This window comes from Streptomyces sp. NPDC048192 (assembly GCF_043202415.1).
Classification (GTDB): Bacteria; Actinomycetota; Actinomycetes; order Streptomycetales; family Streptomycetaceae; genus Streptomyces.
On the sequence record NZ_JBIDAL010000008.1, the window covers coordinates 463,190 to 478,338 of the forward strand.

A 15,149-nucleotide genomic window follows, 5' to 3' on the forward strand; every position below is an offset into this window, starting at 1 on the left:
CGTGGTTCGGCGGCTGCCGAAGGGTTCCCGTCCTAGCGTGGCCGTATGACCGCAGAGCACCCCGGAAGCCCGTTCGCCGCGCTGCACCACCGGCCCGGCGAGCCGCTGCTGCTGCCCAACGCCTGGGACCACGCCTCGGCGGCCGCGCTCGCCGCGCGGGGCTTCCCGGCGATCGGCACCACGAGCCTGGCCGTCGCGGCGGCCGACGGGCTGCCCGACGGCGAGGGCGCGACCCGCGAACAGACACTGAGACTCGCCCTGACCCTCGGTGCGCAGCCCTTCCTCCTGTCGGTCGACGCCGAGGACGGCTTCAGCCGGGACCCCGACGACGTGGCCGAGCTGGCGCGCGCGTTGTGGGCGGCCGGCGCGGCCGGGATCAACCTGGAGGACGCGCTGGGGCCGGCCGACCGGCACGCGGCGAAGATCGCCGCGGTGAAGGCCGCCGTACCCGGCCTGTTCGTCAACGCCCGCACCGACACGTACTGGTCCGGCGACGGCGACGAGCGGGACACCCTGCGACGGCTGGAGGCCTACCGGCAGGCGGGCGCCGACGGGGTGTTCGTGCCCGGCCTGACCGATCCCGGGCGGATCGCCGCCCTCGTACGGCACCTCGACCTGCCCCTGAACATCCTCTGGTCGCCCGCCGGGCCCACGGTCGCCGAGCTGGCCGGCCTCGGCGTGCGCCGGGTCAGCGTCGGCTCGCTGCTCTACCGGCGGGCGCTGGGCGCGGCGGTGGAGGCGATGACCGCCGTCGCGGACGGGCGCACGCCGGAGGGCGCCACGCCGTCGTACGGGGAGGTGCAGGCGCTCAGCCGCCCGCAGTCCGGCGGCGCGGACTTCCCCGCGACCGAAGACTGACGTCAGCCGGCGCCGGCGTCCTCCCGCGCCGTCTCGCGCGGCCAGTGGGTGAGGGCCAGGTGCAGCGCGTCGATCGCCTTGTCCCAGGAGGCCTGTACGTCCCGGTCGGCGCCGAAGCCGCCACAGGACTCCAGGGCGCAGTAGCCGTGGAAGGTACTGCGCAGCAGGCGAACGGCGTCGGTCAGGTCGGGCTCGTGAAGGCCGTAGCCGCGCAGCATGCCGTAGGTGATCTCGGCGGTCCGGCGCATCGCGGGGGAGCCGGCGGCGAGCGACTGGTCGATGCGGATCTGGGTGGCCGCGTACCGGCCGGGGTGCTCCAGCGCGTAGGCCCGGTAGGCGCCGGCGAAGGCGGCCAGCGCCTCCTTGCCCGCGCGGCCCGCGACGGCCGGCGCGATCCGGTCGATCAACTCACCGCCGGCGTACAGCGCGAGCCGGGTACGCAGATCGTCCAGCCCCCGGATGTGCGAGTACAGACTCGCGTCCTTCACCCCGAACCGCCGGGCCAGCGCGGACAGCGTGACATGGGGGAAGCCCGCCTCGTCGGCGAGTTCGGCCGCCGCCGCGACCAGCCGCTCGACGGTGACGCCGGCCCGCGCCATGGAAGCCTCTCTTTCCCTGATCCTGGGGACCCCGGTTCGGGCCCCAGGTATAGCAGGTGAGCGGCTCCGCCCCGAACCCCGCACACGGCCGGCCGGCGGGGCAGCAGGCCGGCCGTGTCGGTGCCGGGACCGTGGGGGTCAGCCGGCCTTCGGGCCGGGGGCGGGGGAGAACACGAAGGAGAACTGCGCCGGTTCCGCGCGCAGGTGGTATTGGGGCAGGGGGCCGGGGCCGCAGGACTGGGAGCCGATGCCGTGCTGGGCGTGGTCGAGGTTGACCCAGACGGCGTCTCCGGGGACGAGGTCGCTGCGGTGCGCGGCGGCGTCCAGGTGTTCGGTGGTCCAGCGGCGGGCGGTGAGGAGGAAGGCCGGGTCGCCCTCGATGCGCAGACCGCCGAGTTCCGCCCAGCGGACGTCGATGCGGGCGCCGTTCTCCTGCGGGCGGACGTACGGCGTCTGCATACCGTCCACCGTCGACTGCCAGCGGCCTGCCATCGCCGCCGCCCTGGTGTCGGGGTACGCCTCGCCGGGACCGCCGCCGTACCACCGCACGCCGTCGGCCGCGGGCAGGGCGAACCGGATGCCCAGCCGGGGCAGGGGGACCGTCCAGTCGCCCTCGGGGGTGGTGGACACGGTCAGCCGCAGACGGTCGCCGTCCGACGTCCAGCGGTACTCGGTCGACAGGCCCAGCTCCCGTGCCGCCGGCGCCACCCGGGTGCGGACCGTCAGGGTGTGCTCGCCGGTCTCCACCGCGTCCAGCCGGTGCCGCATCCGGTGCAGTCCGAGCTGCCGCCACAGCAGCCCGTAGCGCAGGTCGGGCTGCCAGGGCGCGCCGTCGTCGTTGTCGGTGGTGGCCCGCCACACGTCCAGGCGCAGCCCGGAGACGGGCACGCCGCCGACGGCGGTCAGGGCGCCGGTGCGGGCGTCGAAGGTGCCGGGGCCGAGGGTGATCACCGCGTCGCCGGTGACCGGGCGGGCGGTCGCCGCGACCACCGGCGCCCGGCGCTCCGATGCCGGGACCTGGCCCCAGGCCACCACATGGCCCCGCGGTGCCCAGCCGGTGTCCTCCGCGAGCGCCGCGCGGACCGTCCAGTGGGCCTCGCCGGCCGGCGTCCCGGCCGGCGGCGCGGGCAGCTTGACGTCGGCGGACCCGCCGGGCGCCAGCGCCGGCACCGGCAGGGCGCCCGACTCCACCGGTTCCCCGTCGACCTCGTACGACCAGGTGAATTCCAGCGCCGACAGACCCGCGAAGTCCTGCTTGTTGGTGATGCGGACCGTGCCGTCGCCGAAGTCGCCGGTGATGCCGACCGGTTCGATCACCTTCTTGAACTCGGTGAGCCCGGGGGAGGGCGTCCGGTCCGGGAAGAGCAGGCCGTCGCAGACGAAGTTGCCGTCGTGCAGTTCCTCGCCGAAGTCGCCGCCGTAGGCGTAGCCGAGTTCGGGGTGGGCGATGCCGTGATCGATCCACTCCCACACGAAGCCGCCCTGCAGCCGGTCGTACGACTCGAACAGCCGCTGGTAGTCGGCGAGTCCGCCGGGGCCGTTGCCCATGGCGTGCGCGTACTCGCACAGGACGAAGGGCAGCCCGCGGCGCTTGAGGGTGCCGCCGTCCAGGCCGTGTCCGATCCGCTCGACCTCGGCGTGGCCGGCGTACATCCGGGAGTACATGTCGGTGTCACGGCAGTCGATGTCGCCCTCGTAGTGGAGCAGCCGGGAGGGGTCCCGGCCCTTGATCCACTCGGCCATCGCGGTCAGGCCCCGGCCGGTGCCGGCCTCGTTGCCGAGCGACCAGATCACGACCGACGGGTGGTTCTTGTCCCGTTCGACCATGCGGGACGCCCGGTCCAGCAGGGCCGGGGTCCAGCGGTCGTCGTCGACGGGGTTGTCCCGCCAGCCCTGCTCGGTGAAGCCGTGGGTCTCCAGGTCGCACTCGTCGATCACCCACAGGCCCACCTCGTCGCACAGGTCGAGGAAGGCCGGGTGCGGCGGGTAGTGGGAGGTGCGGACGGCGTTGACGTTGTGCCGTTTCATCAGCAGCACGTCCTCGCGCATGGTCTCCGGGTCGAGGGCGCGGCCCTTCTCCGGATGCCACTCGTGCCGGTTGACGCCCCTGAAGAGGACCGGCCTGCCGTTGACCTTGATCAGGCCGTCCGCCAGTTCCACGGTGCGGAAGCCGATGCGCAGCGGCACCCGTTCGCCCGCGGTGGCCAGCACGCCGTCGTACAGCCGGGGCGTCTCCGCCGACCACGGCTCGACCGGCACGGTGACGCTCTCGCCGGTGGCGACGTCGATACCGAGTCCGGGCACGGTGACCCGGCCGTCCACGTCGGAGTCGACGCGCAGGGTGCCGGTGCCGGCGCGGTGGTCGTAGGAGGCGTGCACGAAGAAGTCGAGGACGCAGTCCGCCGGGCGGTGCAGCAGGGTGACGTCCCGGAAGATGCCCGGCAGCCACCACTGGTCCTGGTCCTCCAGATAGGAGCCGGCCGACCACTGGTGCACCCGGACCGCCAGCACGTTGCGCTCGGGCCTGAGCAGATGGCCGACGGCGAACTCGTGCGGCAGCCGCGAGCCCTTGAACTCGCCGAGTTCCGTGCCGTTCAGCCACACCCGGGCGCAGGACTCCACCCCGTCGAAGCGCAGCACCGCGCCCCCGTCGGCCGGCCAGTCGCGGGGCAGGTCGAACAGGCGCAGATGGTCGCCGGTCGGGTTCTCCGTCGGCACCCGCGGCGGATCGACCGGGAACGGGTAGAGGTGGTTGGTGTAGATGGGCGAGCCGTGCCCCTGGAGCACCCAGTGGCCGGGGACCGAGACCTCCGCCCAGCCGGCGGCGTCGTACCCCTCGGCGGCGAAGGAGTCGTCCTCGGTGCCGGCGGCCGGCGACAGCCGGAACCGCCAGCGGCCGTTCAGGGAGAGGGAGGCGGCGTCGGAGGCGGCGTACCAGGCGCGGGGCGGGAGCGCCCCGGAGCCCGGCGAGACGTCCTCGACGTAGTCGGTGACGGTGCGGTTGCGGTAGGACATCGGTCTCCTAGCTCAGCCCTTGATGCCGGTCTGCCCGATCCCCCGCACCAGCCGGCGCCGGAGGAAGAGGAACACGAACAGCAGCGGCAGGATGGAAACGGCGGCCGTCATGGGTTCGCGGTGCGGAGGTCACGTGAGGTGCGCTTCACGCGGCAGCGGTGCGGTGCGGCTCCTCGCGTGCGCGGCGCCGCGTTTCGCGGTCCTGTGCCCGACGGACTGCAGCGTGCCCTCCAGTGCGAACGTGGCCGCGCCCAGGGACACCGGGTCGGTGGGGATCGGGGACAGGACGATCTCGGTGGCGGCCAGCGGCCGGCGCAGCGCGTGCCGGGCGACGGCCCTGCGGACCTCCTCCAGCAGCGGCTCGCCCAGCCGGGCGGCGACCCAGCTGCTGAGCACGACCACTTCCGGGTTGAGCAGGTTGATCAGGTCGGAGATCCCGGCGCCCAGGTAGCGGGCGGTGTCCCGGACGGCTTTCAGCGCGACCGGGTCCCCGGCGGCGGCCGCGCGGGCCAGCGCCTCGATGGTGGCCGTCTGGTCCTCTGGGTGCAACAGGGGGGACCGGGGGCTGAGTTCGCGCAGGTTCTGCATGATGCCGGGCGCGCCCACGTAGGTCTCGACGCAGCCGTGATTGCCGCAGTGGCACAGCCGCCCGTCCAGCACGAGCGTGGTGTGGCCCCACTCGCCGGCGCTGTTGCTCACGCCCCGGTGCAGCCCGCCGCCGAGGGCGAGACCGGCGCCGACCCCCGTGCCGAGGTTGACCACGACCGCGTCCGCGCGCCCCCGCGCGGCCCCGAACCACAGCTCGGCCACCGTGCAGGCGCGCAGCGGGTTGTCCAGATACAGCGGGTGGGCGATGTGGTCCGCCAGGAGATCGAGCAACGGCACGTCGTGCCAGTCGAAGTTGGCCGCGTACTCGGCGACACCGGTGTCCCGGTCCACCTGGCCCGGCACGCTCACCCCGACGCCGAGCACCCGGGCCGCCTCGATGCCGGCCTGTGCCACCACGGAGCCGACGGCAGCGGCCACATGGCCCACCACCTGCTCCGGGCGGCTCTCGCCGGGCCGCATGTCCTCGTCGGCGCGGGCCAGCACGTTCAGCGCCAGGTCGAACAGCTCGGCATGGACGTACGTCTCCGCGATGTCGACGCCGATCAACGCGCCCCCCGACGCGTTGACGGCCACCAGCCCCCGCGGCCGGCCGCCGGCCGAGTCCTCGAACCCCACCTCGGTGATCATGCGGAGGCCGAGCAGCTCGCCGACCAGGGTGGCGACCGTGGCCAGGCTCAGCCCGGTGGCGGCGGCCAGCTCCTGCCGGGAGGTGGGAGACGCGGCGATGATCTGGCGCAGCACCTCGTAGCGGTTCGCGGTGCGGATGTCCCGTGACGTGCGCTTCACCCGGCTGCCCCTCCCATCCCGTCCGGCCGGACCAGGCCGGGCGACCTCGGCACCGGCGCGGGCGCCAGGCTATGGGCTGGGAGGGAGTTTCGACAAGGGGTTACGAAAGGGGCTGGAGGAAGCCCGGCCGGGTTCCGGGCGGCCGCCGCTACGCGGGGAGCCCGAGGAGGTCCCGCACGAAGTCGTTGGCGAACGTGCCGGACGGGTCCATCTCGCGGACCAGGGACGCGAAGTCGCCGAACCGCGGGTACCGCCCGCGGAGCACGGCCGAGGGGATCTCGAAGACCTTCCCCCAGTGCGGGCGAGGATCGAACGGCTCCAGCACCTCCTCCAGCCGGCGCACCACCGGCAGCACCGCCGCCTCGTCCCGCACCCAGGTGAAGTGCAGCGCGACCGAATCCCGGTCGTGGGCCGGGCTGAGCCACTGGGCGTCGGCGGCGACCGTACGCACCTCGCAGGTCTGCAGCACACCGGCGACCGTCGACCGGATCCCGTCGATCGCGTGCAGCGCGTCGAGGGCGGCCGATCGCGACAGCAGATACTCCGACTGGATCTCCTCCCCGCTGCTCGGCGTGAACTCCGCCCGGAAGTGCGGCAGCCGCTCGTGCCACGGCCCCGGCACCCCGAACTGCTCGGTGCAGTTGCCCGCCGGCATGCCCGGGACCGGGTGCAGCGGCACCGCGGCGGGCGCCGCCCACGGGAAGTCCACGCCAGGTTGGTCCGTGCGCCGCTTGACCCACACCTGCCGGAAGCCCGGCGCCCGCCAGTCGGTGAACAGGCTCACGCTGTATCCGGCGGCGGCCACGGCGGCGAAGTCCAGCCCCTCCAGCGGCAGTTCGGTGAACACGTGCTGCTCGACCTCGTACGCGGGCTCCAGGCCGAGGGTGAGCGCGGTGACGACACCGAGCGCGCCGAGCGAGGTCACGGCGCCGTCGAACCGGGGGTCGCCCCGGCCGATCGTCACCGTCGAGCCGTCCGCGACGACCATCTCCACCTCCCGGACGGCCGAGGCCAGCGGGCCGTTGCCGACGCCCGAGCCGTGCGTGCCCGTCGCCACCGAGCCGGCCACCGAGATGTGCGGCAGCGAGGCCATGTTGGCCAGGGCGAGACCGTGCGCGTGGACCGTCTCGGCCAGCTCGGCGTAGCGGACGCCGCCGGACACCCGGACCGTGCGTGCCGCCGTGTCGACGTCGATCACCCGGGGCAGGTCGGCGGTGGACACCAGCACGCCGTCCGGACCGGGGTCGGCGATCCGGTTGAAGGAGTGCCCGCTCCCCAGCACGCGCACCCGCTCACCGGCCGCCACCAGCGCCGCGAGCGCGTCGAGCGTGCGCGGACGGTGGAACTCCCGCGCGGTGTACGTGATGGTGCGCGCCCAGTTGCTGACCGTCCCGGCGGTCTCGGCCGTCCCTGTCACAGTTGCGTCCTCCTGCAGAGTGGTTCTGCGCCGACCCTCTCATCCGGCACGGACCGACGGGGAGACCTGCTGCGGATTTCGTCGTCACGGCGACACAGACCGATGCAATCGATATTCCGCTAGCCTTTTCACAGCGATATCGGTACCGTCCGCCCATGTCTCCGGAACCGCTTCCCGCCCGCCTGCCCGTCACCGACCGCACCCGGCACCGCAGGCTGCGCGAGCAGGGCAGCCTCGAGCGGGCCGAGCTGGAGGCGATCCTCGACGCCGCCTTCGTCTGCCACCTCGGCGTGCTGGTCGAGGGCCGGCCCGTCGTCGTGCCCACGGTGTACGGCCGCGACGAGCACCGGCTCTATCTGCACGGATCCACGGCAAGCCGCAGCCTGGCCGGCGACACCCCGGTGTGCGTCACCGTCACACACGTGGACGGGCTCGTGCTCGCCCGGTCCGTCTTCGAGCACGGCGTCAACTACCGCAGCGCCATGATCCACGGCACCGCCCGCAAGGTCAGCGACCCCGAGGAGAAGCTGGCGGGCCTGCGCCGGCTCACCGAGCACTGCGCACCGGGCCAGTGGTCGTACGCCCGCCGCCCCAGCCGCAAGGAGCTGGCCGCCACCACCCTCCTCGCCCTCTCCCTCGAGGAGGCCTCGGTCAAGATCCGCGCCGGCGCCCCGGACGACGGCGAAGGACCCGACGCGGCTCTCGGGCTGTGGGCCGGCGTCCTGCCGCTGACCACCGTGTGGGGCGACCCCGAGCCCGACCCGGCGCTGCCGGCCGGGACGGCCGTACCGGAACACATCGCCCGCCGTGCGGGGACCCGGCACGGCTGAGCCGCGGGCGGGGGCATACGGTGTGAGACGTACGCCTGAACCGGGAGGAGACAGACGGATGGGCAGTCGTACCGCGCTGGTCGAGGATCTGATGGAGCGGTTCCCGCATGTGCCACGGGAAGCCGTCTTCAAGGAGGACCTGCTCCGCGGGGGCGTCGCCTTCGACCCGTCCGCCCTCAGCGACAACGAGAGCGGCGAGGTCAAACCGAAGTCGTACTTCATCTTCTCCTTCGACCACGGCACCCTGCCCGAACTGGGCGAGGCCGCGCTGCGCCGCCCGCCGGAGGAGATCATCCTCACCGGCGGCCCGTACGACCTGCGCCGCACCGTCGTCTCCGTGCGGGTGAACCCGGCCTCGCCGTACCGGGTGGCCGCCGACGAGGAGGGGCTGCTCGGCCTCTACCTCGACGGCAGGCGGATCGCCGACGTCGGGGTGCCGCCCATGCCGGAGTACTACCGGCACACCCTGTCCAACGGGAAGTCCGTGATGGAGGTGGCCCCGACCATCCAGTGGGGCTACCTGATCTACCTCACCGTCTTCCGGGTCTGCCAGTACTTCGGCGCCAAGGAGGAGTGCCAGTACTGCGACATCAACCACAACTGGCGCCAGCACAAGGCGGCCGGGCGGCCGTACACCGGCGTCAAGGACGTCGAGGAGGTCCTGGAAGCCCTCGAGATCATCGACCGGTACGACACCCAGAAGGCCTCCACCGCCTACACCCTCACCGGCGGCGCGATCACCTCCAAGGTCGCGGGCCGTGACGAGGCCGACTTCTACGGCCACTACGCCAAGGCCATCGAGGAGCGCTTCCCCGGCCGCTGGATCGGCAAGGTCGTCGCCCAGGCCCTGCCGAAGGCGGACGTGCAGCGCTTCAAGGACTACGGCGTGCAGATCTACCACCCCAACTTCGAGGTGTGGGACCGGCGCCTGTTCGAGCTGTACTGCCCCGGCAAGGAGCGGTACGTCGGCCGGGACGAGTGGCACCGGCGCATCCTGGACTCCGCGGAGGTGTTCGGCGCGCGCAACGTGATCCCCAACTTCGTGGCCGGCGTGGAGATGGCCGAGCCGTTCGGCTTCACGACGGTCGACGAGGCGATCGCGTCGACCACCGAGGGCCTGCGCTTCTTCATGTCGCACGGCATCACGCCCCGCTTCACCACATGGTGCCCCGAGCCCACCACCCCGCTCGGCAAGGCCAATCCGCAGGGCGCGCCGCTGGAGTACCACATCCGGCTGCTCCAGGCCTACCGCCAGACCATGGACGACTTCGGGCTGTCCTCCCCGCCCGGCTACGGCCCGCCCGGACCCGGCCGCGCCGTCTTCTCCGTCAGCTCCTTCATGGACAGCCTGCCGGCGGACGAACCGGCGGCGGACGCGCCTCAGGCGCCGGCCGAGGTGTGATCCCGCGCATCGGGACGGCCCCGCGGTGAGCGAAGCGGCTCCGGCGTCCGTACAGGAGGCCGGAGTCGCGGGCCCGTCGCGTCACGCGCCCCGGCCGCCACCGTCGGTGACCGGGTGTGAACAGGCCGCTTGTCAGTTGTGTCAGGGACGTGAAAGGCTCTGTGTCCTGCCGCGAGGCACCCCGCAACTCCCTTCCTTCTCTGGTGAGTTGCCCTCGCTCGTGGATGCAGGAGTCCGATGCCCGACCTGCCGACCCCCAAGGACGCCACCGAGGCCGCGCTGTTCTCGGAGGGCTGGGACGCGGTGCTCAGCTACGCGGACCTGTGCACCTCCGGCTCCCTGACGGCCCATCAACTGGCGAACGAGGCGTTCGCGCTCGGCATGCGCGAACTCCGCGCCGCCGCCGGCACACACGTGCGCGGCGCGGGCCGCCGCACCCCGCGCCTGCCCACGATCCCGGCGCTCCTCACCGCCGTACGCGACACCGCCGCCGCCTGGGAGGCCGGCGGCCAGGGCCACAAACTCGACCCCGATCTGCGGCTGTGGCTCAACTCCGGCAACGCCGCCCGCTTTTCCGGGCCGCCGCTGGAGCGTCCCGTCGCCCTGCGCGGCCTCAGGGACCTGCAGGAGGCCGACGCCTCGCTGCTCTGGCTCGCCGAGGTGGAGGCGCTGCCGCTGCCCGCCGTCGCCCGCCGGCTCGGCCTGGACCCGGCCACCGTCGCCGACGAACTCGACCAGGTCCGCGCCCTGTTCAGGGACCGCTGCCACCGCGCCCACCTGGACACCCCGATGGACGCGCGGTGCCGTTCCTACGCCGGCCTGCTGGACGCGGTCACCCGCTCGCCGGCCGCCGACACCCCCGACGACCTCTCCCGGCACCTCGCGACCTGCGTGCGGTGCGCCGAGGCCGCCGCGTGCCTGCGCCTGCACGGCGGCGGACTGCCCGCCGCGCTGGCCGGCGGGGTCATCGGCTGGGGCGGCCTCGCGTACCTGGAACGCCGCCGGCGCGCCGCCGAGGTCCGCCTCGGCGCGGGCCGCCCCGGCGCCGAGACGGCGGGCGGCGATCCGGAGGAGGGCGGCGCCGGACGCCAGCGGGCGCTGCGCGGCGGCCTGCTCGCCGCGGCCGTACTGCTGTCGGCGCTGGCGCTGGGGGTGTCGATGATGCCCTTCGGCGGCACCGGCGACGACAGCGCCGCCGCCCGCGACGACCGGCAGCCGGTCGCCGACCCCAGCGTCTCCCGCGCCACCGGCCGCCCCGCCTCCCGCAAACCGCCCGCCGCCACCCCCACCCCCACCCCCACACCCTCCGCGACGCCCACGGCCCCCCACACCGGCGGCGGCAAGCCCGGCCCCGAACCCCAGGGCAGCACCTCCTCGGCCGCCCGCACGCCGGACCCCACCCGCAGCAGCGCTCCCGCGGCCGGCTGCCGGGTCGCCTACCACCTCGTCGACCAGTGGCGGGACGGCTTCCAGGCCGCGGTCACCGTCACCACCGACCGCCCCCTCGACGGCTGGAGCGTCTCCTGGACCTTCCGCGACGGCCAGAGGGTCGCCCAGATGTGGGACGCCACCGCCCACCAGGACGGCTCCCACGTCACCGCCACCGCCGCCGACTACGACAAGGCCGTCACCGCCCACGGCACCCTGTCCTTCGGCTTCACCGGCACCTGGCACACCGACAACCGCTCCCCGCACGGGTTCACGCTCAACGGGGTGCCCTGCGCGGCCGGCTGACCACCTGGAAGAGATCCGGAAGAAATAATGCGTTGACGAGGGGCCCGGGCGGCGGGCTACCGTTTGCGGGCACGCCGAGGCGGCGTGCGCGAAGCACACGTGGGACGAGGAGGTGTCGACCGATGGCTGTCATTGCGATGGGCGCTGCCCGCATCCAGGAATCCATCCAGTCCACCTCCGTGGCCACCGGCTGAACCCACCGCGCGTCCGACGCGCCCGCCCGGGGCCACCCTGTGAAGGGTCTCCCTTGACTACCACCTCTGCTGAGTACTCCGTTCTGGCCCCCTACGGCTGGGACGACGCCTGGGCCGAGGCGTTCGCGCGCCACGCCGCCCAGGGGCTGCTGCCCGGGCGTGTCGTGCGGGTCGACCGCGGGCAGTGCGACATCGTCACCCCGGCCGGGACCGTGCGCGCCGACACCGAGTTCGTCGTGCCCCGGGATCCGATGAAGGTCGTGTGCACCGGGGACTGGGTCGCCGTCGACCCCGACGGGGATCCGCGCTATGTGCGCGCGTATCTGCCGCGCCGCACCGCCTTCGTGCGGTCCACCTCCTCCAAGCGGTCCGAGGGGCAGATCCTCGCCGCCAACGTCGACCACGCCGTCGTCGCCGTGTCCCTCGCCGTCGACCTCGACCTCGGCCGGGTCGAACGGTTCCTCGCGCTGGCCTGGGAGTCCGGCGCCCAGCCGGTCGTCGTCCTGACCAAGGCCGACCTGGTGCCGGACCCGGTCACCCTCGCCCACCTGGTGCAGGACGTCGAGACCAGCGCGCCCGGCGTGCCGGTGCTCACCGTCAGCGCCTTGCACGGCGAGGGACTCGACGTCCTCGTCGCGCTCGTCGGCGCCGGCACCTCCGTGCTGATCGGCCAGTCCGGCGCGGGCAAGTCCACCCTGGCCAACGCCCTGGTCGGCGCGGACGTCATGGACGTACGGGCCGCGCGGGACGTCGACGGCAAGGGCCGGCACACGACGACCACCCGCAACCTGCTCGCCCTGCCCTCCGGCGGGGTCCTCATCGACACCCCCGGGCTGCGGGGCGTCGGGCTGTACGACGCCGAGAGCGGGGTCGGCCAGGTGTTCACCGAGATCGAGGAACTGGCCGAGGGGTGCCGCTTCCACGACTGCGCCCACGAGAGCGAGCCGGACTGCGCGGTGCGGTCGGCCGTGGAGAGCGGGGACCTCCCACCGCGGCGGCTGGACAGCTACCGGAAACTGGTGCGCGAGAACCAGTGGATCGTCGCCAAGACCGATGCGCGGGTCCGCGCGGAACTGCGGCGGGACTGGAAACGGAAGGGTGCCGCCGGGAAGGCCGCGATGGAGTTCAAGCGGGGGCGCTGGGAGTAGCGAGCGCACCGGCGCACCCCGGCGGCGTTCCTCCGGCGGGCTGTCCGGCAGCGTCATGTCCGTTTTCCGCTGGCAGCGCCTCCTCCGGGCGTCCGACACTGGAACCGTGATGGACGAGGACTCCAGGTACGAGGCGGTGCGCAGCCGGGACGGGCGGTTCGACGGGGTGTTCTTCTTCGCCGTCGAGACCACCGGCATCTACTGCCGGCCCAGCTGCCCGGCGGTGACGCCGAAGCGGCACAACGTGCGGTTCTTCGCGACGGCCGCCGCCGCGCAGGGCGCCGGGTTCCGGGCCTGCCGGCGGTGCCGGCCGGACGCCGTGCCGGGGTCGGCGGAGTGGAACGTGCGGGCGGACGTCGTCGGGCGGGCCATGCGGCTGATCGCCGACGGCGTCGTGGACCGCGAGGGCGTCGCCGGACTCGCCGCGCGGCTCGGCTACAGCGCGCGGCAGGTCCAGCGGCAGCTGACCGCCGAGCTGGGCGCCGGGCCCGTGGCGCTCGCCCGCGCCCAGCGGGCGCACACCGCGCGCACGCTGCTGCAGACGACCGAGCTGCCGGTCACCGAGATCGCGTTCGCGTCCGGGTTCGCCAGCGTGCGCCAGTTCAACGACACCGTACGGGAGGTGTACGCCTCCACCCCGACCCAGCTGCGGGCCGCCGCACCCCGGCGCCGGGCCGGCCGCGGGGCGGCGCCGGGCGCCGGGATCCCGCTGCGGCTCGCCCATCGCGGCCCCTACCAGGCCGGCGCCGTCTTCGACCAGCTGACGCGGGAGGCGCTGGCCGGCGTGGAGGAGGTCTCCGGCCCGCCGGGCGGCCGCACCTACCGGCGCACGCTGCGGCTGCCGTACGGCACCGGGATCGTCGCCGTGGCCGAGCGCACCCGGGCGCCGAGGCCGGGGACCGGCACCCGGCCGGGCGGCTGGCTCGACGCACGGCTGCACCTCACCGACCCCAGGGACCTCACCACCGCGGTACAGCGGCTGCGGCGCCTGTTCGACCTCGACGCCGACCCGTACGCCGTGGACGAGCGGCTCGGCGCCGACCCGCGGCTCGGCCCGCTGGTCGCCGCCCGGCCCGGACTGCGCTCGCCCGGCGCCGTCGACCCGCTGGAACCCGCCGTCCGGGCCCTGGCCGGGAAGGAGGGCGCCGAGGAGCTGGTGCGGCGGTACGGCAAGGTGCTCGACGCGCCCTGCGGCGCCCTGACCCGGCTCTTCCCCGAGGCCGCCGTCCTCGCCGAGGCCGAGCCGGACGGCCCGCTGGGCGCGCTCGCCGCAGCCCTGGCCGACGGCACGGTACGACTGGATCCGGGCGCCGACCGGGACGACGCGCAGGAGGCGCTGCTCACCCTGCCCGGAATGGACCCGGCCACCGTGGCCGCCGTACGCGTGCGTGCCCTCGGCGACCCGGACGTCGCCCCGCCCGGCGCGGCGGTGCCCGACGAGTGGCGGCCCTGGCGCTCGTACGCCGTCCAGCATCTGCGCGTGGCAGGGGAGCGGCTCCGATGACGGCCGGCTACTGGACCGAACTGGACTCCCCCGTAGGCCGGTTGCTGCTCACCGCCGACCCGGACGGGGCGCTCACCTCGCTGTCCGTACCCGGGCAGAAGGGCGGGCGGAGCGCGGAGAGCCTGCGGAACGCGGGGGACGGGCTGCGGTGCGACACGGGCCCGTTCCGGGCGGCGGCGGAGCAGCTGGCCGCCTACTTCGCCGGTGAACTCGCGGAGTTCCGGCTTCCGTTGCGCGCACACGGCACCGAGTTCCGGCAGCGCGTGTGGGCCGCGCTGGACGAGGTGCCGTACGGCGCCACGGCCACCTACGGGCAGATCGCCGCGCGGGCCGGGGCGTCCCGCGCGGCGGTCCGCGCCGTCGGCGGCGCCATCGGCGCCAACCCGCTGCTGATCGTGCGCCCCTGCCACCGGGTCATCGGCGCGGACGGGGCGATGACCGGGTACGCGGGCGGCCTCGAACGGAAGGTGTGGCTGCTGACCCTCGAGGGCGCGCTCACGGACGGCTGACGCCGGATCCGTCGACCCCGGGCGGCTCGGCTACTCCTCCACCAGTCCCCAGCTGTGCACTGTACGGGGATGGATGCGGATCACCTCGTCACTGAAGTGCGGGCCCAAGTCGTGCGGGCCGACGAGGAGTTCCGCCTCACCGCGGATGTCGACCCCGCGCACCCGCCAGGGCCGTACGCTCGCGATGTCGTCGACGACCAGGGCGATCCTCGGGTTCTGCCGCAGATTGCGCCACTTCTTCGTCGTGCCCATCGCGTAGCCGCCGATCAGGATGGTGCCGTCGTCCCGCAGATGGAAGCCCACGGGGTTCGCCTGCGGCTGGCCGTGCCGGTCGACGGTGGCCATGCGGCCCAGTCGCTGCGACGCCAGATACGCGCGCTCCGCCTCGCTGAATTCGGTCATGCCGCCAGCCAAGCACGCACGCCCGCCCGGCACATCGGCTCCCTGTCCTAGTGTGCTGCGCCAGAAATCGCGAGGGTTAGTCGGTCTTGGTTTGGCTGTTGGGTGGGGTGATCCTCGCGAGGTAGTCGGCGAGGGACTTAAG

General features: G+C 74.1%; 12 protein-coding genes and 1 pseudogene. 7 read left to right on the forward strand and 6 right to left on the reverse strand.

What is annotated here, in order from left to right; translation table 11 throughout:
* Positions 1-45 precede the first annotated feature (45 nt).
* Positions 46-858, forward strand: a complete 813-nt coding sequence (locus ACGFZN_RS20020; protein WP_393859793.1) for an isocitrate lyase/phosphoenolpyruvate mutase family protein — start codon at positions 46-48, stop codon at positions 856-858.
* Between the two features lie 2 nt (positions 859-860).
* Here ACGFZN_RS20020 and ACGFZN_RS20025 read toward each other — a convergent pair whose 3' ends face one another.
* From ACGFZN_RS20025 to ACGFZN_RS20045, 5 genes and pseudogenes are all read right to left on the reverse strand, one after another.
* Positions 861-1,457, reverse strand: coding sequence for a TetR/AcrR family transcriptional regulator (locus ACGFZN_RS20025; protein ID WP_393859794.1), 597 nt, complete (start codon positions 1,455-1,457; stop codon positions 861-863).
* Positions 1,458-1,595: 138 nt separating this feature from the next.
* Positions 1,596-4,472, reverse strand: coding sequence for a glycoside hydrolase family 2 TIM barrel-domain containing protein (locus ACGFZN_RS20030; RefSeq protein WP_393859795.1), 2,877 nt, complete (start codon positions 4,470-4,472; stop codon positions 1,596-1,598).
* A 12-nt stretch (positions 4,473-4,484) separates the two neighbouring features.
* Positions 4,485-4,583: pseudogene (locus ACGFZN_RS20035) on the reverse strand (carbohydrate ABC transporter permease); the annotation flags it as partial.
* An 18-nt stretch (positions 4,584-4,601) separates the two neighbouring features.
* The gene (locus ACGFZN_RS20040) at positions 4,602-5,867 is read right to left on the reverse strand and encodes an ROK family protein (RefSeq protein WP_393859796.1); all 1,266 of its coding nucleotides are present in this window, start codon (positions 5,865-5,867) and stop codon (positions 4,602-4,604) included.
* A 148-nt stretch (positions 5,868-6,015) separates the two neighbouring features.
* Entirely contained in the window at positions 6,016-7,284 is a 1,269-nt protein-coding gene (locus ACGFZN_RS20045; protein WP_393859797.1) for an FAD-binding protein, read from the reverse strand.
* A gap of 155 nt (positions 7,285-7,439) precedes the next feature.
* On the opposite strand from ACGFZN_RS20045, the gene ACGFZN_RS20050 reads away from it, so the two are divergent.
* The 6 genes from ACGFZN_RS20050 (at position 7,440) to ACGFZN_RS20075 (ending at position 14,605) form a co-directional block, all read left to right on the forward strand.
* Positions 7,440-8,114, forward strand: coding sequence for a pyridoxamine 5'-phosphate oxidase family protein (locus tag ACGFZN_RS20050; protein WP_393859798.1), 675 nt, complete (start codon positions 7,440-7,442; stop codon positions 8,112-8,114).
* A 58-nt stretch (positions 8,115-8,172) separates the two neighbouring features.
* Positions 8,173-9,516, forward strand: coding sequence for a radical SAM protein (locus ACGFZN_RS20055; protein WP_393859799.1), 1,344 nt, complete (start codon positions 8,173-8,175; stop codon positions 9,514-9,516).
* A 237-nt stretch (positions 9,517-9,753) separates the two neighbouring features.
* Entirely contained in the window at positions 9,754-11,250 is a 1,497-nt protein-coding gene (locus tag ACGFZN_RS20060) for a cellulose binding domain-containing protein (protein WP_393859800.1), read from the forward strand.
* Between the two features lie 247 nt (positions 11,251-11,497).
* On the forward strand, positions 11,498-12,592 hold the full coding sequence (rsgA, locus tag ACGFZN_RS20065; protein ID WP_393859801.1) for a ribosome small subunit-dependent GTPase A: 1,095 nt from the start codon (positions 11,498-11,500) through the stop codon (positions 12,590-12,592).
* 109 nt (positions 12,593-12,701) lie between these two features.
* The gene (locus ACGFZN_RS20070) at positions 12,702-14,096 is read left to right on the forward strand and encodes a DNA-3-methyladenine glycosylase 2 family protein (protein WP_393859820.1); all 1,395 of its coding nucleotides are present in this window, start codon (positions 12,702-12,704) and stop codon (positions 14,094-14,096) included.
* Positions 14,093-14,605, forward strand: coding sequence for a methylated-DNA--[protein]-cysteine S-methyltransferase (locus tag ACGFZN_RS20075; RefSeq protein WP_393859802.1), 513 nt, complete (start codon positions 14,093-14,095; stop codon positions 14,603-14,605). The genes ACGFZN_RS20070 and ACGFZN_RS20075 overlap by 4 nt, the downstream gene beginning before the upstream one ends.
* Before the next feature lie 30 nt (positions 14,606-14,635).
* Here ACGFZN_RS20075 and ACGFZN_RS20080 read toward each other — a convergent pair whose 3' ends face one another.
* Complete coding sequence (locus ACGFZN_RS20080) at positions 14,636-15,007, reverse strand: PPOX class F420-dependent oxidoreductase (RefSeq protein ID WP_393859803.1); 372 nt, start codon at positions 15,005-15,007, stop codon at positions 14,636-14,638.
* Positions 15,008-15,149: the final 142 nt, after the last annotated feature.